General features: G+C 45.9%; 13 protein-coding genes and 1 CRISPR repeat array. All 13 genes read left to right on the forward strand.

Annotated features, from left to right (window positions below; translation table 11 throughout):
- Positions 1 to 81 precede the first annotated feature (81 nt).
- Positions 82 to 507: a hypothetical protein gene (locus tag FN001_RS14790; RefSeq protein ID WP_142412357.1), complete on the forward strand. Its 426-nt coding sequence runs from the start codon at positions 82 to 84 to the stop codon at positions 505 to 507.
- Positions 482 to 2,029: a hypothetical protein gene (locus FN001_RS14795; RefSeq protein ID WP_142412358.1), complete on the forward strand. Its 1,548-nt coding sequence runs from the start codon at positions 482 to 484 to the stop codon at positions 2,027 to 2,029. Before FN001_RS14790 ends, FN001_RS14795 begins: the two co-directional genes overlap by 26 nt.
- A 3-nt stretch (positions 2,030 to 2,032) precedes the next feature.
- On the forward strand, positions 2,033 to 3,157 hold the full coding sequence (locus FN001_RS14800; protein WP_142412359.1) for a tail fiber domain-containing protein: 1,125 nt from the start codon (positions 2,033 to 2,035) through the stop codon (positions 3,155 to 3,157).
- The gene (locus FN001_RS14805) at positions 3,147 to 3,350 is read left to right on the forward strand and encodes a hypothetical protein (protein ID WP_142412360.1); all 204 of its coding nucleotides are present in this window, start codon (positions 3,147 to 3,149) and stop codon (positions 3,348 to 3,350) included. Before FN001_RS14800 ends, FN001_RS14805 begins: the two co-directional genes overlap by 11 nt.
- Positions 3,328 to 4,773: a DUF3597 domain-containing protein gene (locus FN001_RS14810; protein ID WP_142412361.1), complete on the forward strand. Its 1,446-nt coding sequence runs from the start codon at positions 3,328 to 3,330 to the stop codon at positions 4,771 to 4,773. The genes FN001_RS14805 and FN001_RS14810 overlap by 23 nt, the downstream gene beginning before the upstream one ends.
- 9 nt (positions 4,774 to 4,782) lie before the next feature.
- Entirely contained in the window at positions 4,783 to 13,353 is an 8,571-nt protein-coding gene (locus tag FN001_RS14815) for a hypothetical protein (RefSeq protein ID WP_142412362.1), read from the forward strand.
- A 4-nt stretch (positions 13,354 to 13,357) separates the two neighbouring features.
- Positions 13,358 to 13,744, forward strand: coding sequence for a hypothetical protein (locus tag FN001_RS14820; RefSeq protein ID WP_243122044.1), 387 nt, complete (start codon positions 13,358 to 13,360; stop codon positions 13,742 to 13,744).
- A 10-nt stretch (positions 13,745 to 13,754) separates the two neighbouring features.
- Positions 13,755 to 13,928, forward strand: coding sequence for a hypothetical protein (locus FN001_RS18205; protein WP_185911956.1), 174 nt, complete (start codon positions 13,755 to 13,757; stop codon positions 13,926 to 13,928).
- Positions 13,929 to 13,941: 13 nt separating this feature from the next.
- Positions 13,942 to 14,679, forward strand: a complete 738-nt coding sequence (locus FN001_RS14825; RefSeq protein ID WP_142412364.1) for a lysozyme — start codon at positions 13,942 to 13,944, stop codon at positions 14,677 to 14,679.
- 648 nt (positions 14,680 to 15,327) lie between these two features.
- Positions 15,328 to 15,803: a CRISPR direct-repeat array (repeat unit 38 nt; unit sequence GTAGAAATGAAGGTCGCCCCTTTCAGGGCATTGACACA).
- Positions 15,804 to 16,326: 523 nt separating this feature from the next.
- On the forward strand, positions 16,327 to 17,187 hold the full coding sequence (locus tag FN001_RS14830; RefSeq protein WP_142412411.1) for a KilA-N domain-containing protein: 861 nt from the start codon (positions 16,327 to 16,329) through the stop codon (positions 17,185 to 17,187).
- 252 nt (positions 17,188 to 17,439) lie between these two features.
- Positions 17,440 to 17,607 carry a hypothetical protein gene (locus tag FN001_RS18210; RefSeq protein ID WP_185911957.1) on the forward strand — a complete coding sequence of 56 codons (168 nt, stop codon included), beginning with the start codon at positions 17,440 to 17,442 and terminating at the stop codon, positions 17,605 to 17,607.
- 360 nt (positions 17,608 to 17,967) lie between these two features.
- Entirely contained in the window at positions 17,968 to 19,239 is a 1,272-nt protein-coding gene (locus FN001_RS14840) for an SLC13 family permease (RefSeq protein ID WP_142412365.1), read from the forward strand.
- A gap of 24 nt (positions 19,240 to 19,263) precedes the next feature.
- Entirely contained in the window at positions 19,264 to 20,406 is a 1,143-nt protein-coding gene (locus FN001_RS14845) for an amidohydrolase family protein (protein ID WP_243122046.1), read from the forward strand.
- Positions 20,407 to 20,423: the final 17 nt, after the last annotated feature.

Genomic DNA, 20,423 nt, shown 5'->3' on the forward strand with positions numbered 1-20,423 from the left:
ACCGGTTCCTCTTTTGTTTGTTACGGGAGATATAGCCCAGGGAAAATGAGAAAATACAGGCAGATGGAGAGGAGTGATTGGATGAAAGTAGCAGAAATCATCGCGGCCATTGATGAACTGAGACCGAATGAGTACAGCGCGTCAATGAAAACAAAATGGCTTTCAGAGTGCGAAGGAACGATTGTGGACGAAGTTCTGAATCGGGCCGAGGGCAATAATATTGAGTTTGAAGGCTATGACTATGAAACGGATCAGGAAAAAGAGACCTTGCTTCCGGATCGTTTTGCAGATATTTACCTGCATTACATCCGGGCAAAGATAGAACTCTACGATGATGAAACAACAAACTATAACAATGCTGTAGCAATCCACCAGTCCTCTTATGCGCAGTATGCGGCGTGGTACAGGAGAACACATATGCCGAAGAAAGCCCCGACCATTGACATCTGGGGTAGGAGACTGGAGAAGAGAGGTGAGGATAGTGGCGGGGTTAGCGCTGATAACTGATGTGATGACACAGAAGAAGACGATAGGAACCTTCGGCGGAATCAATGAAAATGAAGTGATCAACGAGAATGAGTTCGCGGAGATGAAAAACATGTCATCGGATCTGTATCCCGCGATCGGTCCGCGTCCGGCCCGCGGGGAAGTTGTAGCGAAGTTAAATAAACCGAACGGGACACATTATAACAATGGGCTGATCTGGGTGGATGGAACGGATTTTTACTATAAGGGCAACCTTGTTGGAACCGTGGAAGACTCAGAAAAGCAGATGTGCAGCATGGGAGCATATGTACTCGTGTGGCCGGATAAGCGTATCTACAACACATCAACGGGAGAATGGAAGAGTGTGGAGAAATCCTGGACCCAGTCAGCGCAGGCGACGATCGGGCCGACGGTCTCCGCCTCTACTTTTATAAAAATCAAGTGTTCCGGCATAGGAAATGAATTTGCACAGGGGGACGGTGTGGAGATCTCCGGATGCACAAATTCTGGAATGAATAAGAGTGCGGTGATCCAGAGTAGGGATACGGATTACATCGTTGTGATCGGAGATGTTGAAAAAGAATTTATGCAGGATTCCGGGCTGACGATCAAACGAAAGGCTCCCGACATGGATTTTATGACAGAGCTGGATAACAGAGTGTGGGGATGCAGCAGTAAAAACCATGAGGTATACGCCTGCAAACTGGGGGATCCGTGTAACTGGAACTGCTTCGAAGGCATATCTACGGATGCGTATGCGGCGACGATAGGATCTGATGGAGACTTTACAGGAGCTGCTACGCATCTGGGATATGTCCTTTTCTTTAAAGAGAACATGATCCATAAGGTTTACGGCAGTAAGCCCAGTAACATACAGATCAATTCCTACCCGGCACGAGGAGTGAAAAAGGGATGTTCGAGATCTCTTGCAATCGTAAACGCAACGCTGATGTATGCGTCCTGTGACGGCATCTGCGGGTATGACGGCGGAATGCCATATCTCATTTCACAGGCCATTAAAAACGGATACACAGGGGCAGCAGGAGGCGTGTGCAGAGGGAAATACTATGTGTCCCTCGAACGGTCGGAAGGCTCCAGCCTGTATGTGTATGACGCTGAGAAGAGCCTGTGGCATAAGGAAGACGGGACGGTACTTAAGATGCCGGCCGCTGGGGTAAATGAGCTTTATTACCTGGATGCAGACGGACAGATACGGACCGTTTGCAGTGATCAGAAAGAAAGCAAAATCCCGTGGGTGTTAGAGAGTGGAGATCTATTAGATGGATCACTGGATAAGAAGAGACTGCACTCGTTACAGTTTCTTCTTGATCTGGAGAGAGGATCATACATCGAGGTGTACTTGAAGTACGATGGGGAGCCGCTGTGGACCAGACTCAAGACATTCACGGCGCTGACAAAGCAGACATTCCGCATATCTGTCCGCCCGAGACGCTGCAATCACTATCGGTATAAGCTTGTTGGCGTGGGACCCGGGAAGTTATATGGATTCGGGAAAACCTATACTGTGGGATCCGGGAGGTAGAAAATGGCAGTTTATAAAGACAATAACGGGCCCACGGGTACCCTACAGGAAATCAAATCGTACCTGTTTGAGAATAATGAATTGCTGCGGTACATGTTCTCTCATCTGGATCCAGAAGACAACTACTCTGCGGATGCACTACAGAAATATATTGAGAGAGATAAGAAGATTGCTCAACTTGTTTTTGATGTAAATGGCTTGAATATTAGCCTGGGAAATTTGGAGACCAAGACTGAGACGACCTTTAAGATCATGGATGGTCAGATACAGATGAAGGTCAGCAAAGGGGATGTTACAAATCAGCTGAACTCCGAATTGCTGATAGATGAAAATATGATCAAGCTGACGACAGGACATTTCCTTATTACAGCCAAGAACTTTAGCGTTGATGCTGCGGGAAATGCTACGTTTTCCGGCACGATCCGGGGAGCAACGATCATCGGAGGATCCATCAATATCGGAGATGGAATCTTTGAAGTTGATACGGACGGAAGCGTTCAGCTGGGAGACTTCTATGTTTCGGCTAATGCCTCAAATATATTCGCTTCGAATGATGGAAATTTTAAGCTGACAATGAAGAAAAACGCTGGAGATGGAAAATATTATCCTCAATTGGAACTGAATGGGTTGAGTAGCCGAGGAACCATGACTATTTATAACGGTCAAATTACGGGAGCATATTGCGTTAGCGCAGATTATTTTGACGGAGACATTGCGAAAAAATCGTCATATTTTTACGACGTTTACCTCGGTAAGTCATGGTGGGACGGGGACGGAATTACAGAGACCGTGCAGACTTTGTGGGAAAAAGTAGATGATTTATCGGATCAGTCTGTAAAAGAAAATATCTATGATATTGATCCAGATGAGGCCCTAAAGTTTATTCTCGGTACACGGCCGGTCACTTTTCAATACAAAAAAGATGGACAGTGGTCAGCGGGAATGATCGCCCAGGAAGTTGATGCCTTGCAGGATCAGCTGGAGATTTATTATCCATTGGTGGGGCTGGAAAGCCGGAGTGGAAAGTACCGGATCGAATATAAAAATTATATTCCATTGCTGATATCGTCAGTAAAGAACCTTCAGCAGCAGATTAACGAAATGAAAGGAGAGACATATGCCAGCTAATATCATGTATGAGAAGAAACAGATCGATGCGATCCTCAAGCTCCTGGATAACGTGACAGTAACGGGATTGCAGAGTATGAGCAATCTTGTGGGAGTGAAAATGATTCTTGAAAGTGGTAAGGAAATTAAAAAGGGAGCCTTAAAAGACAGCTCCGGAGAGGAGACAGGAAATGGCGATAACGAGCATCGTTGACTATTTGAAATCGCAGGGGCAGGACAGTTCCTACGCGGCCAGAAAACAGCTTGCGGCACAGGCCGGAATCACAAATTACTCGGGCACGGCGGCGCAGAATATGAACCTTCTGGCACAGCTTCAGAAAGGATCCCAGGCATCTCCGGAAGGGGCGTCTGGGGTAGGAAAGGCGGCGGAGGAGCCGTCTCAGAATGTTCTTTCTGGAACTGGAGCATCCGGATCCCAGAGCCCTGTTTCTGGATCCGCTTCATCCTCCGGATCTTCCGTTGCGCGGGGAAGCATGAAAGTATCTCCGAGCACGGAAAACTATTATAAAAGGCTTCAGACACAGGAGAGCAGCAAGCCGGATCCTTATAAGGAATCAGGCAGAGTCACGGATTACTATGACCGCCTGAAGGAGGCAGAAGCAGATAAGCCGGGAGAGTTCCAGAGCCGGTATGAAGATCAGATCAGCTCCATTCTGGATTCCATTCTGAACAATCCGAAGTTTAGCTACACAGCGGATGATCTTGCAAATGACGACTTGTATCAGATGTACAGGGAGAACTATACGAAGCAGGGTGATAAAGCCATGCGGGATACCATGGGGAATGCCGCCGCACTTACTGGAGGATATGGATCTACATACGCCACAGCCGCCGGGCAGCAGGCATATGATGAATATTTGTCACAGCTGAATGATAAAGCCCTGGATTTTAGAGACAAGGCATACCAACAGTACCTGAATGAGCAAGCTGACCGATACAACCAGATGAATGTGGTAACCGGATTAGACAACACAGATTACAGTCGGTACCGAGATGGAGTCGATGATTATTGGAAGAATCTCTCATACCTGTCCGGCCGGTACGACACGGAACGTAATTTCGATTACGGGCAGTACCGGGACGGAGTCAGTGACTATTACAGTGATCTATCCTATCTTGCAAATCGCTATGACTCGGAGTATGGAAAAGACTGGGACAGCAGTCAGGCCGATGTCGCCGCGGAGCAGTGGGCAAAACAGTTCCAGTTTCAGCAGGATCAGGCAGCGCAGGAGCAGGCAAGATGGGAAGCAGAGATGGCACTTCAGAGAGAGCAGTTTGAATATCAGAAGTCAAAGGCTGCAGCTTCAGGGAAATCCGGATCCTCAAAGAAGAGCACATCAAAGAAAAGTACATCAAAGGGAACAGGATATACCAGTGAAAAAGGATATACACCATTCTCTGCAAACCTCTCTTCCAAACTGGCGGAGGGAAAGATTAGCGATTATGATGCTCTGGAAAAGGTTATGCAGGAGATGGAAAAGGGCAACTTTGGTGTAGATGATGCGGAAGCGATCATTCAGGATGCCGGAATCGACAAGAATGCGGCGATTGCGGAAGAGGTACAGAAGAATCTGAAGATCAATAATATCAATGATCTGTATTTCCGGCGCCGGTAAGGAGGACTCATGGCAACAAGGGAAGAATATAGAAAGAAATACGGAGCAACAACACTTGGACAGGAAGGAACTGTTCAGACCCAGAAAAACACTTCTAGTGGTGGCGCTTCCAGAGAAGACTATGCGAAGAAATATGGAATGACAACGGGACTCGGGCGGACAAGCTCGTCCGGATCCCGCCGTACAGCAATGCAGGAGGCTGCGGAAGGGTTTGCAAATTCCCTCCGCAACCAGCATCAGTTTAGGGGGCAGTATACACCGCCGGACTGGAAATCTGCGGTGGAAGCTGGAAAACAGAAGAAAAGTGTTCTGAGTACGCCGTATGTTCTTGATCCGACAAAGGATGATATTCCCACAATGTTAAAGGGATATGGGGAAGAACTGAAGCTTGCGAAGTACCGGAAAAACTACAATCTCAACTACATGACGGATGACGAGAAGAACAATTATTACTATCTCGTGGGAAAATACGGATTGGAATCTGGCGATAACTATTTGAAGCAGATCAACGACTCCTTAAAACAGCGGAACGCAAAAGACATTGAGGAGACAGGAAAGAGAGTCGGAAAGAATGATCCGCTGACGGGTATCCTCGGTAATGTTATTGGATCAGTGACAAGCGGTGCTGGATATTTGCAGGATGTCGCAGATACAGTACGGGGCAAAGAGATTGATCGGAATAACGGCGGACATCGCCTGTCAGGACTCGAGAATGCCACTAGAGAAGGATTGAAGGAAGCCGCCCGGGAAAATATTGCCGACAGCCCCGCAATGGATTTTGCGGTGGACACAGGACTCTCTATGGCACAGTCCTTAGCGAGACTCCCATTCGGATATGCCGGACTGGGAATCGCAGGCTTGTCCGCGGCAACAGGAGCGGAAGAGGACGCTTTAGATCAGGACGTCAGTGCGAAGAAAGCCCTTGCACAGGGTACTGCACAGGGTATTGCGGAAGGACTCTTTGAGAAGTTCAGCTTGGGAAATTTAAAAAGCATGCAGTCTGTTCCGGTATATTCCTGGAAGGATATCGCAAAAAATATTGCGAAACAAATGGGAACGGAAGCATCGGAGGAAATGGCGACTGAGGCGGCCAACGCGTTGACAGATCGCCTGATCATGGGAGATAAGTCCCAGTGGGTTCAGGATAAAGAAAACAGCTCAATGCTGGGGGCAGCAGGGGATCTCGCTGAACGGATCGGGCTTGCGGGTCTTGGGGGCGCGGTATCCGGTGGACTCATGGGTGGGGGCGGAATGCTGGTGAGTGGAATCAATCAGCAGCGCTACGGCCGTTCCAACGCCTTAGATAACTATCAGGAGATTGCCGACAGCATTGATACAGATCCGGCAAGCTACAAAACGGAAGAAGATGCAAAGAGAGCACAGAATCTGGAAAGCCTTGCGAGAAGTTATGCAGCTCTTCAAGCACGCGGAGGAGAGCCAACGGCTATGCAACAGGGCGCGTTCATGAGGGATTATTATGATCTGATTCGTGGCGTGAAGGACTTTTCTGAAGACACAGCGCCTATCCGTGGAGAGACAGCTTCGGTGACTCGGGATAATGAAGGTATCCAGGATCAGGCGGATATTACGCAGGAGACCCAAAAGCAGGAGAATCAGAGTGCATATCCGTACAATCCAGATCTGACAGATGAGCAGATCCAGGAGATAATCGCCAGAGATTTCGCGGATGAAGTCGCTGCGGGCGCACGGGAAAATCAGAGAGTTGCACCGGTGCAACCGGATACAGGAGTGATCACACAGAACATGGAACAGGTGAGTCCGGACACGGATTATGAAGGACTCAATGAATATGCAAAAGGTCTGGGAGAAAATGGAAGAAAAGCGTTTGTAAATAATTACGATGGAAATCTGTCCATCGATGATTATCAGTCGGCATATGGAAGATACTATGATGCAGGGCGGTATAACTCTGAGATGGACACAGCTGAGAAATCGGTACTGGCCACACTCCTGACTCCAGAGCAGGCAGCTGCAGCATACCGGGCCGGAGCGCAGGATCGGGACAGCGCGATGCAAAATCAGCCGGAATATATTCAGGGAAAAGAAAGGGTTGGTACTGCGAGTGATTTGACAGGAAAAGCATCCACAGCACAGAAGAATCTTGCCCAGGCTCTCGGGAAAAAGACCGGACTCAGGTTTGAACTGGTTGAGAACGATCGTGCATCCGGAAGTTATGAAGCCAAGAGCGGAGTGGTACGACTCAACATCAATTCCAAAAATATGCTGCAGACGGCTTCTCATGAGCTGACTCACTTTATCCAGGATTACGCACCGACCGAGTACGGGGCCTATAAGCAGATGGCGGCAAACATCCTAATGAACCGTGATGGAGTGACATCGGATGAGCTTATTAGAAGCTACGAGGAACGCTATAAGGCAGTAGGACAGAATCTCAGCAGAGATCAGATCTGGGATGAGATCGTTTCCGATGGAACTGGAATGATGTTGAACGACGAGAACCTGATCAAACAGGTTGCAACGGAAAACAGAACGCTGGCCCAGAAGATCATGGACTTTATTTCTGATATGATCGATTCCATCAAGTCTCTCATCAGCGGAGAAGGAATTTCAAAGTCGGCGAAATATCTTCATGAAAACCTTCAGGATTTCGAAAATATCCGTGATATGTGGGCGCATGGTATTGAGCAGGCGTCAGATAACTATAAATCGGGAAAAACACTGAAAGAATCTGATAATGATGTTAAAGAGAAGATCCTGAGACGTTTCCAGCTGGAAGAAGCGGATGTGGATGAGACAAAGACTCTGATTGCGGTGCATAACCTCAGCGCAGATAAATTATTAAAGACACTGGAATATGACGGGATTCCCATGCCATCGATTGCAGTTACGAAAGGCGATCAGGGATGGAATAAATTCGGAGATGTCTCGCTTGTATTCCGAAAGAATACGATCGATCCGAAAGCGAACCGAAAGAATAAAGTGTATGGAGCAGACGCGTGGACGGCCACATTCCCGCAGATTGAATATGATGTTGATCCGAACGTGTACTATAAGGCAAATAGGCAGGTCAAAGATACAGCGGAGGGGAAGATCCCAAATTATCTTCTCAGTGAGGCTACCCGGTTTATCACGACACAAAGCGGGAACGCAGATCGTCAGGGAATAGATGGAATCGTTCAGGCGGCCAAGAATAATATGGGAATGAAGGCGGCTTATCTTGCTTCAAAAGGAATCGAGGTAAAGGACCGTGTTCAGCAGGTACAAAAGCCGGACATTGATCCACAGACGGAAGAAATGTATACATCCTATTTGAAACGGATGACAGATGAAGAAAATGCGGATATCAAATGGATGCTTAAAAATAGTCCTATCAAAGACGTTAGGGACAAATATATAGATAAAATTGCAGATGCATGGGCAGATGCAAGACTGGAAAGAGGGGATAATCCGGAACATGTAGAAATGTCCAGAGAAAGATATAAAAGTAGCCCAGGTATTATGCAGATGCTTTTGAGTAATGTGTTAAAAGCATATGATTTCCAGGAAAACGGGGTCCAGTATACAACAGAAACGGAAAGAGACACCGCAGGAATCAACAAGGAAATCAACGAGCAAGTTGATGAAAGTGGATATGAAAGCTGGATTAAGGATCTGTATAAAGGCGTTGTAAAAGGAAAGGGTGTTTATAACGGAAAAGAGTATTATACACCGAGTGGGAACAGACGAACATTTAAGCAGACCCACTACGATGTCACGGCGGAAAACATTGTAAAATCGATGCTTTCTCAGGGAGAAGGGGACCAGGTAAATACAGATGGATTCCATGGAATCAAAACACTCCGTGCGGCAGCATCAGGAGAGCTGAAAAGCATTGATGAGATGCATTCCAAAGAAGGAAAGATTCAGAATCTGACAGATGAAGAATTTGCTGCGCGACAGGATATTCTCAATGATCGATTGATGAATGTGATAAACAACATCGTCGAGAGGACTGGATCTACAAGCTACACAGCTATTGATAACGTGGGAAGTCTGATTCAGGAGGCAGCAGGAAAAAAGAACTTTTCCGAGAAAACGGTCAGAAAAGTCTTTTCCGAGTTCCCATACTGGAAAATCAGTGATGCTAATATTAAAGAGATCACAGACATCGTGAATGAAACCAGGGAAATGCCGGTCGATATGTTCGAGGCCAAGCCGCAGCGAGTTGTCGGATATGATGAAATTGCGGCCGCAGTGGTACCGAATGATACCGATCAGCAGATCTTGAGCGCTTTGGAAGAGAAAGGCATTCCGGTGGTAACTTATGATGAATCACAGGAAAATGCCAGAAAGGAAGCGGTGAACAGTCTGGAGGGAATCCGGTTCCAGTTAGAGGATGTTGAGCAGAACGTGGAGACCGATCAGGAAACTGACAGGATCTTGCGTGAGAATCAGGAGCTGAGAGAGGCTAATGAGGCATTGAAAAAGCAGCTCACACTCACAAAGGATTATACACCGCGGATGGAAGATATCACGAAGACGGCCAATAAACTTCTTCGGGATTATCATTCAAAATATTCAAAAGAGACCTTAGTGAAGAATCTGTCCAGTCTGTATAACTACATGCATAGCTATGAAGAAGGTGGATATGGACAGAGCATGGGAGAAATCAACCGGGCGGCACAGGCAATCGCGGGAAGCATCGTAAAAAATGCGACATTAAAGGATGATGTTGCAGACGAGTATAAAAATGTTCTGAAGCGGATCCGCAGTACAAAGATGGTTCTTCCGGAAAATTACAGGTCGGAACTTGATTCCGAAGGTGGATATGATGCATTCCGGAAAAAGTATTTCGGACGCCTGCGACTTGGAAACGATGGAATTGATGTGGATACGGCATATGAAGAACTGTCCAATCTGTATCCGAATCTCTTTTCGTCGGAGATCATCAATCCGGCCGATCAGATTCTCAGAATTGCGCAGGTCTATGATGAATTTTCTCCGCAGCTTAAAAATCCTTATCATGCGGATATGGACGAGGTAACAACCATCGTTGCAAATGAAATCAAAGATGCAGCGGTAAATATCCGTGCGCTTCCTCCGACGATGGCGGATAAGATGCAGGCGCAGGTATACCGCGCGCAGCAAGAGTACCGCGCAAAGACAGAGGCTTATAAGAAAAAGCTGGAAGGTGAGTATAATTCTGATTTCAGTGAAGTGGAGAAGCAAGCAAAGATTCGGAGATCAGAGATCACTAAGCAGATTAGTGAACTGGCCGAACAGTATCGATCCTATGGGACAGGAAAAACAAAGGAGGAACAGGCGCAGATCAGAAAGTTAAAACAGGAGAACTGGAGTAAGCAGGAATCCTTGCGAAAAGAAAGAACTGATTTGGATAACCAGGTGGATTTTGATTTCCTGGCCGGAAAAGAAAAGTATCAGAGACGCAGAGATGCAGCAGAATCCAGAAAACATAGGGAAAAGATCCGGAAAGATGTGGATGAGATGGCCAAATGGCTTACAACCCCGACCGATCAGAAACATGTACCGGAATCTCTCCGGAAACCATTGGCAGAGTTCCTTTCCGGAATTGATTACAGTTCCAACCGAACAAATTCACAGGGAGAAGAAACAGCGAGAACAAAAGAGTGGACAAAACTTACGAGACAGTTTGATCAGATTGCGAAAGAGGGTGTTAGTACAGACGATGGTGAGAGCCTGTATATGGATGTAGATCCGGATCTTGCAGAGAAAATGATAGCATTGGAAGACCAGGTGAAGGATTTTGATAAGCTTGAGAATCTTGACTTGAAGTCTCTTAGAACCTTGCGTGATGTGGTCGCTTCCATGAAACATAGCATTCAGGATGCCAATAAAGTCTTTGCCAATAAATCCTATGAACGTGTGGATCAGGTCGCTCGGGAATTTCTTAAAGAGAATAAACAGAGGGAAACAAAGACCATCTATACAGGAGCAGCGGGATCCATGGATAGCATGTTCCGGTCGGACATGCTGGATGCGGGAACGATGTTCAACCGCATGGGACCGGCCATGGAAACGGTATACCGGGAACAGCGAGATGGCTTCGACGTGAAAGTGCGTGATACAAAAACCGCACAGGATTTTATGGAGGGAGTCCTGAATGATAAGGGAATCTCGTCAAAGGACCTGCAGACCTGGACTGGAAAGAATGCGGAAAAGCATACATTTAATGTTCAGGGCGGGGAACTAGAACTTACGACTGCGCAGATCATGAGCCTGTATGAACTGAATAAACGTGGGGCGGCAAAAGAGCATATCTACAACAAGTTGGGAGGAATTAAGAGTGCTCCGACAGTGGAATACGATAAAAGTAAGCGTGCCTACATTGTTAAGAAAACAACGGAGCCGGTATCGATCAGTCCTTTGGATGTGCAGAAGATTACCGATACATTAACTCCTCAGCAGAAGGAAATCGCGGATTCGGTAGTCAAATTCTTTACGACAGTGACCAGCCAGTGGGGAAATGAGGTATCCATGGATATGTATGGATATAAGAAATTCAATGCAAAGAATTATTTCCCGATTGTGTCAGACAAGAACTATATTGCAACCAGAGAATCAGAAATCGGATCCACATTGACAACACTCCGGAATATGGGGTCTACCAAGCACACAGTTCCTCATGCCAATAATCCGATCATCATCGAGGATATTTTTGACGTGTACACCAGACAGGCGGATCAGATGAGCAGCTATCACGCATTCGTGCGGCCGCTTGCGGATCTTCAGAAAGTTCTGAACTATAAGGAACTGGGAGTCGGAAGCGTAAAGGAATCCATTGAGAGGACATTCGGATCTGATGGACTGAACTATATCAAGAGTCTTATGATTGATCTGAACGGAACATCATCCGGAGAGAAAAATTTTGTTGCAGGTTTAACCAGAAACATGAAGGCGGCCGCGGTTGGTGCAAACCTCAGAACGGCAATTCAGCAGCCTACGGCTTATGTTCGTGCCGCTGCAGAAATCAGTCCGAAATATCTGATGAAGGGATTGAAGCTGCATGTGAGCGATGCGGAATGGGAAAACTGTAAGAAGTATGCACCGATCGCACAGTGGAAAGACTGGGGGTATTTTGATATCAACACAGGAAGATCCATGAAGAATATCCTTATGGGTGCGGATAGCTTTAAGGAAAAGCTTGTGGAAGACTCTATGTGGCTGGCAGGAAAAGGAGATGAAGTTGCGTGGAAACGGCTGTGGATGGCTGTACAGGAGGAGACACAGGATCTGCATCCGGAGTTGAAGGAAGGAAGCGAAGAATACTATAATCAGTGCGGAAAACGTTTTTCAGAGCTGATCGATAAAACCCAGGTGGTAGATTCTGTTCTCCATAGAAGTAAACTCATGAAGTCAAAAGATGGTCTGAAGCAGATGTATACCTCATTTATGTCTGAACCGACGAAAACATACAATATGCTTTACCGTGCAATCGGAGATGTAGCTGTGAATCCGTCAAAAGATTCTAAAAAGAAACTTGGGCGGGTGCTGGCCGTGTATGTAGCGAATGCAGCGGCGACATCTCTGGCGGCCGCAGTGGTCGACGCAATGAGAAATGATGAGGAAGATAAGAAATTCCTGGAAAAATACGAGGATGCTCTGGCGGAGAACCTTACGGATAATATTGATCCGATAGGTATCCTGCCGGTTATCAAAGATATCGAGGGAATTTTCAGCGGATACTCTGTGGAACGTACAGATCTGTCGGCATTTCAGGAACTGTATTATGCAGTTTCAAAATGGAAAAGCAAGATGGATGGGGAGTCGGATCTCACATATCCGGCACTTCTGATTGACACAGCAAAGCCGTTGAGCACTTTAACAGGTATTCCGGTCGGGAATGCGATGAAAGACCTGAAAGCGCTTACCAATACGATCATTCAGTCGGTGGGATCCTCTGATATGAATTATGCAAAGAATCGTTTTTACCGTGATATCAAAAACGAGAGCAACGTATCAAACTATGTAGCACTTGCAATGAAACAGTACGCGGAAGGAAACGAGGAACTTGGCAACCAGATCATCCAGGATCTCAAAGACACCCAGATGGATAAGATCGATGAGAAGATTAAGAATAAGTATGTAAAAATCCTCAAAGAAGACGAACGAGTTCAGCTGGCAGCAGACGCGCGTCTGAAAGGCGATTATGCAACATATGAAAAGCTCATTGCAGAACTTGAAAAGGCAGGCTATGACAGCGAGTATGTGCAGAAAGCGATTGTTGGAGTAGGCAACCAGCAGGAGGATGCCCATCTTCAGAGCGGAAGTACATACAGTATGAATGATATGGTAACTGCGATCCAGAATGGAAAGGATTATACGAGAGTATATAAGAAGATCGTGGAGGAGAAAAAGGAGGAGGCAAAAAAGGAAGGAAAGATCTTTGATGAAAAGAATGTAACGAGCAGTCTTAAATCCAAATTGACATCAACATATAAGGAATCATATGTAAATGGAAGTCAAGCAGAACGCCAGAAGATTCGTACCACCTTGTATAAAGTCCGGATCAATGGAAAACAGCTGTATTCGGATGAGGATTTTAAGAACTGGATCAAAAATTCAAAAAAGAAGAAATGAGATCATGCTGTGGTGGGAGCAATCCCATCACGGCATTTTCTATAATGTGGGAAAAGAGGGGAGGTGCCAGTCGGTGACAGATGAAGAAGTTGCGGTAACACTGGGAGGACATGACCATGAGATCAAATCATTAAAGCATCGTATGGATCGTCAGGAGGAGCAGGGAAAAACTCTGAATAGCCTGGCACTTTCCGTACAGGAGCTTGCAATCTCCATGAAATCTATGATTGAGGAACAGAAGAATCAGGGAGAACGCCTGGCAAAGCTGGAGGCCGAACCTGGAGAAACGTGGGGAAGAGTCAAACACAAAGTACTCGATACTCTGGTAGGGGCCGGGGCCGGAGCACTTGCAATAGGGCTGATCAATATGATGTCACAGTATGTAAAGTGAGGTGGAGAAGATGAAAGAGAAACTTGCAAAGCTGATCGATGTAAAAAGTATTATGACTCTCGTATTAACAGGAGGATTTATCGGTCTGACATGTGCGGGAGAGATTCCTGGAGATCAGTATCTTTCCGTATTTATCATGATCGTAGGGTTTTATTTTGGAACACAGGCGCAGAAGAAAGAGTAGGAAGAGGTATTAGATGAAGATAAGCAACAATGGATTAAATCTTATCAAAAGCTTTGAAGGCTGCCGCTTGCAGGCGTACAAGTGCCCTGCAGGGGTCTGGACCATTGGATGGGGACATACTGGAAATGTAAAAGCGGGTCAGACAATCTCACAGGTACAGGCAGATCAGCTGTTGCTTTCGGATCTGACGGCATACGAGGCGATTGTATCCAGATATGAATCTCGTTATGGATGGAATCAGAATGAATTTGACGCGCTCACGAGCTTTGCGTATAACGTGGGGAACATCGATCAGCTGACGGCGAAAGGAACACGTGATCGCGCCACGATTGCAGAGAAAATTCTTCAGTACAATAAGGGCGGCGGGAAAGTTCTTGCCGGCCTTAGCCGCAGGAGAGAAGCTGAAAGAGCATTATTTCTGACCCCAGTATCAGCTCCGGAAGGATGGCAGCAGGATTCATACGGATGGTGGTATCAGCAGAAGGACGGCAGTTATCCAGTCGGATGCTGGAAAGAACTGGAGTGGAACGGGAAAAAATCATGGTATTACTTCAATGCGGCGGGATACATGGTTGCAGATGATTGGCGAGAGAAAAATGGAAAGTGGTATTATCTCGGGGCAGATGGAGCTATGGTAAAATCCTGCGTGATGCTGATTGGTAAGGAAGCATTTGCGTTCGGACCAGATGGAGCTATGCTTGAGGGCGAGATTAAACTTAAAACAAATAGCAGAGGAGCCCTTTATTTATAAAAAAGGTGGCACCTGAAGAACAGGACCACCTAAAATTGTTGTTGACGTAGATTGTTTCTGCAGGCAAAGAAATATGAGTAAATTAAGTGGTTAGCTAACCTCCCGGGCGGCTGCTAAGGGCGGAGAACGTGGAGACAGCTGCTATGGGCATATAGGAATTTTCTGAACTGAAAATTCCGTATGATACAGTTGAGGCTGCGGATTTTGCCGATTTGGAATGCGGAGCATCGGCAAAATCCTGTCCCAGTGCGCAGGCAAGAAAGCCTGTGTACTGGGACACAACTCGTTTCGCTCAAACAAGTGTCCGCTGTTCTCCAACGCAGTCACCCGCGAGCTAAGAGGAAGCCAGCTCCCCGGATCATGCACTCCTGTCCGGAAGCTCACCGCTGGGAGATGGCGGGATCACAAATAATGGTCACAATAATGGGTCACAATAATGGGAAATAATCTGCTTGTGGAACCTGAAGAAGTCTGTTATAATGGGGGCAGCTGAAAGCGAGAAATTACCTTCATTTCTGCGACAAATATGAACAAACTGTGAACATGCCAAAAATCACCTTCAAAAAAGCCTTTTTCAGAATATTCTGGAAAATACTTGCAAAAACGGGTCCGCAAAGCCTTTATTTATGCGGGTTTCCGGAGGCAAGGGTAGAAATGAAGGTCGCCCCTTTCAGGGCATTGACACACTCCTTCTCCGCTTTGCGGATCATATAAAATTGTAGAAATGAAGGTCGCCCCTTTCAGGGCATTGACACAATCTCCATTTCTCCCTTTTCGGGTCATAGTAATTTGTAGAAATGAAGGTCGCCCCTTTCAGGGCATTGACACATTTAGTTAATAGTTCCTAAGAAGATGTGTTTATTTCGTAGAAATGAAGGTCGCCCCTTTCAGGGCATTGACACATCCTCCAACAACCACCATTGCAACCACATTATCTGGTAGAAATGAAGGTCGCCCCTTTCAGGGCATTGACACAGAATCCGGACAAGAAACTCCCGGTTTGAGAGTAGCGTAGAAATGAAGGTCGCCCCTTTCAGGGCATTGACACATTGACTGATCCTTTTCACTTTTCGAAAACAGGCTTTCGTAGAAATGGAGGTCGCCCCTTTCAGGGCATTGACACATGAAAGAATCCTTGTTTTCAGAAGTGATGTTCTCAGGTAGAAATGAAGGTTGTCCCTATCAAGGCGCTGATGCAAAACCTACTACATACAGATTCTTCAATGCGTTACCTGTGTAGAAATGTTTCAGTGTAATGGCACACTTTAAAGGTTGTATAGAAAGAGCTTCCCTTTATAAAATAAATATGCTAATATAAACACATCAAACGGTCTCTTTCCTGGAGATCATTGCCCGTGAATCCGGGTGTCTGTGGTATCTGACTTCAGTTCTGAAATCATTCCCACGAAATTGCAAAAAAAACTTCATATCGTGTACAATGAAAGGAGAAAACTATGACAAGAGTCAACAGAAACTTTAAGGACAGTCTTTTTCGAATGGTGTTTCATGGGAAGGAGGAATTACTGAAATGGAATGTTCTGTTCTTTCTTGCTTATGTGGTGTGTAAACGCCCTAGAGCTGGACGATTATAAATAAAGGAAAAAGAGTATTCACATTGTAGAAGGGGGAAATGCAAGATTGAAAAACATGAAAATAGACGCCAATGGAACGGAGATAAGGGTAATGGGCGATGTTGTTAATGAAGATGCTTATATTTCGCTCACAGATATTGCAAAGTATAAAAATCCAGACAATGCTTTTATCGTGGTAGCAAACTGGATGCGTAATCATTCAACGATTTCGTTTTTGGGCTTGTGGGAACAAATCCATAATCCAAATTTCAAACCTATCGAATTCGATAGGTTTAAAGCAGAGTCAGGAGATAATGCCTTTACACTGACACCGCAGCAGTGGATAAAATCAACAGATGCAATCGGTATCATATCAAAATCAGGTCGATATGGTGGTACTTATGCTCATACGGACATTGCTTTTGAATTTGCATCTTGGATTTCACCGGAATTTAAGTTGTATATTATCAAGGATTATCAGCGTCTAAAGAAAGATGAAGCAAACCGTTTAGCGATTGGATGGGATGCAAAGAGAGAACTTTCAAAAATAAACTATCGTATTCATACGGATGCGGTGAAGGAGTTTTTGATTACACCAACGCTATCTCCACAGGAAATGGCATATACATATGCTTCTGAGGCGGATATTTTAAATATGGCTTTGTTTGGAAAAACAGCATCCCAATGGAGAAGCGAAAAAGGGATAAAAGGGAAGACTCCCAATATCAGAGATGTTGCTTCTGCGGAAGAATTGGTCGTGCTTATCAATCTGGAAGATACAAACGCCGATCTGATACGACAGGAAGTTCCTAAAATCGAGCGATTGAAGATATTGAGGGAAAAGGCATACAGACAATTAGAACTTTTGAGGAAGAATCAAGATACGATGGAAGCATTGAAGAAAAATCTTATTGAAGATACGGAAACAAACAGTTGATTTTTTGGGGCAAAGTTGCTTTTAATTTGCATCGGAACATATTGCTATTATCCACAGTTGCTTAAGCAAGTTTTATCAACAGCGATAATAAAATGATAACATTAGCTTATATAGGCAGAATAGAAAAATCTTTTAAGGAAAAACAGGGCGGAGGTGAAACGTGTGGTATTGACGGAATATAACGAAGAACTGCATCTGAAGAATGTAAGGGAATGTGGATATGAAGAGGGACGTATACGTATACGAGAACAAATGGAATTGGTCATTAAAAAGGTTCGGAAAGGTCAGTCGCTGGAACAGATTGCAGATGCCCTCGAAAAACCGGAAGATCAGCTGAAAGAGGTATATGATGCAGTCGTGAAAGCTGCGCCGGATTATGATGTAGAGAAAATCTGGGAAGAATTAAAGTCGAAAAAGTGACCGAAGAGCGAACGCACCTGATAAAATTTGTATGAAAATTTGAAATTAACATTAGAAAACGAATGTTTTGCGCCCAGTCAGGAACTGCGGCAGGACATGCGTTTTTTATATAAAAATCCGGGAATAGTTACAGGTGAAGGAAGAAATAAGGAGTTTCCGTCGGATGGAAAATCAGCAAAAGATATTTTGATAGAGTCAACAACGAAAATTTGTCAACAATAGAAAATTACATTGTTTTATTTTGGAAACAATCCATGATAGAATGAACTTGTTAACAAAAAGTAATAGTTTTAAGAAAACGGTTCTGTACAGATTAAACAAAAACTATATCCAATTTACAAAAAGAAGGGGAGACTCTATATGAATCCTGCAATACTTACAATCATCATCCTGATCTGTGCCGTGATTTCGTTCCTGTTGGAAAAAATCCCGGTCAATATGACGGTTATGCTGACAATGCTGGTGTTAGTCGTTACCGGTCTCGTAGAGCCGAAAGCAGCGATTTCCGGATTCGCGAGCACTACGATCATCATGCTTATCGGCGTTGTCATTGTCGGAAGTGCCCTGTTTGAAACGGGTGTCTGTGACAAGGTAGCTGCTCAGGTTACTCGTTTTGCCGAGACAGAGAGACAGATGATCACTGCGATCCTGATCCTGGCCAGCATCATGTCTGCGGGCTTGAGCAACTCTGGTACGGTTGCTGTTTTCATCCCGATCATCATGGGGATCTGTGCTTCCACGAACTTCAGCCGCTCAAAACTTCTGATGGCTGCTTTTCTTGGTTCCATGGCCGGCGGCCGACTCACCCTGGTGGGCGATGCTGCCATCAACGTTCTCATCGGTGACCAGATCAAAGAGCTGGGATATCCGTTTGGATTTTTCGAGATCAGTAAGATCGGTGTGCCGCTGACTATCATCATGGCTCTGTATATCTACCTAATCGGTTATAAGTTCCTTCCGGACATTAAGATCAGCAATGCTGACGATGCTTTGTTTGAAAAGAAAGCACCTAAGGATGTTCCGCAGTGGAAACAGATTGCTTCTGTAGTTGTCCTGTTTGCGGTCTTCATCGGTATGATCTTCGAAAATGAGACGGGAATTCCTTCTTATATTGTTGCAATCATCGGTGCTGTGGTAGACGTTCTTTTAGGTATCTTTACAGAAGAGCAGGCTTATAAGCTTGTCAGCATCAAGACGATCATCCTCCTCGGAGGTATGACTCCGTTGGCGACTGCGTTAAAGAGCACCGGTGCAGCGGATATGATTGCAGGCCTGCTGCTTAAGATTATTGGCAATTCTACCAATGTTTATTTCATTACAATCGTGATCTTTGTACTGACAACTGTTATGACACAGTTCATGTCGAATGTAGTTACCGTTACCCTGCTGATGCCGATCGTTATCTCTGTTGCAAATGAAATCGGCGTTGTGCCGTCTGCGATGATTATGGTTCTTGGTATTGCTTCTACCATGAGTATCCTGAGCCCGATTGCCTGCCCGCCTGCGAACCTTATTTATTCTTACGGCGGTTACAAATTCTCGGATTATCTCAAGAGCAACATTGGGCTGGTACTTCTCTTCCTTGTTGCCTGCATCATGCTGATCCCGATGCTCTGGCCGCTGTACGGTTAAGTTTCGAAAAGGAGGATATCTGTTATGAAGATGGATTTATTGATCCGGAATGCAGCATTGCTGGACCTTGAAACTGGTGTGGAGATGTGCTCGGATGTTGGAATTCAGAGAGGACGTATCGTGTTTGTTCAGCCCGCCGGAACGGCGCAGTCGGATGCGCGGAAGGAACTGGATGCTGCGGGATCCTATCTGTTTCCGGGACTGATCGATGCGCATGTTCACCTGTTTCAGCACGGGAGTGGTTTTGGAATGGACGCAGACCGTCTGCTGAGTGCAGGTGTGACGACTGCGGTAGATATGGGCAGCGCAGGTTATGCGAACTTTGCTGCCATGCATCAGTGTGATCTTGCAGGAAAGAAGCTTCGTCTGAAAAGCTTTCTGAATCTGTCTCCGATCGGACAGCCTGGAAAAGGGATCAATGAACCGCTTGGAGATGATGTCCTCAGCATCGAAAAGATGCAGGAAATGATGGAACAGTATCCGGGAGAGATCGCCGGTGTTAAGGTCCGGATCAGCCGTCCCATTGTAGGGGAGCTGGGGCTGCAGCCTTTGCGCAGAGCAGTAGAAGCCGGGGAAGCACTGGGAATCCCGGTGTGCGTCCATACGACGAATCCGCCTGAGGAAGCTTCGGAGGCAGCTGCAATTCTCCGCCCAGGCGACATTTACAGCCATACCTACCATGGAAAGGGAAACACCATTCTCAATGCAGGCGGAAGTGTTCAGGAAGGAATTCTGGAGGCACAGAAGCGGGGCGTTCTCATGGAAGTGGGAAACGGGAAAGTGAACTTTAACTTCCTGGTTGCTGAAAAGGCCGTTGCCGCTGGTCTGTGGCCGGATATCATCAGCAGTGACTCGACTCCTGCAACATTCCATAAGTCTCCGGCGATGTGGGATCTGCCGTTTGTAATGTCAAAATTCCTTTTCCTGGGAATGCCGCTCCATAAAGTGATCCGCGCAGTGACGGAGACACCGGCGAAGTGTCTTGGCATGGAAGAACGGATTGGAAAGATCGCTCCGGGTTATGATGCAGACCTCGTACTCTGCCGGATGGAAGAAGGCGCTGTTCCGTTCGAAGATTCGGATGGAAACCGCCGGATGGGGGATCGGCAGCTGAAAGTTCAGACGACGATCCGAAGCGGAGAAATTGTTTTTCACGCAAATGACTGAGTTTGATCAATGAAGTG

The organism is Clostridium sp. Marseille-P7770 (genome assembly GCF_902143525.1).
Taxonomy (GTDB): Bacteria; Bacillota; Clostridia; order Lachnospirales; family Lachnospiraceae; genus Pilosibacter.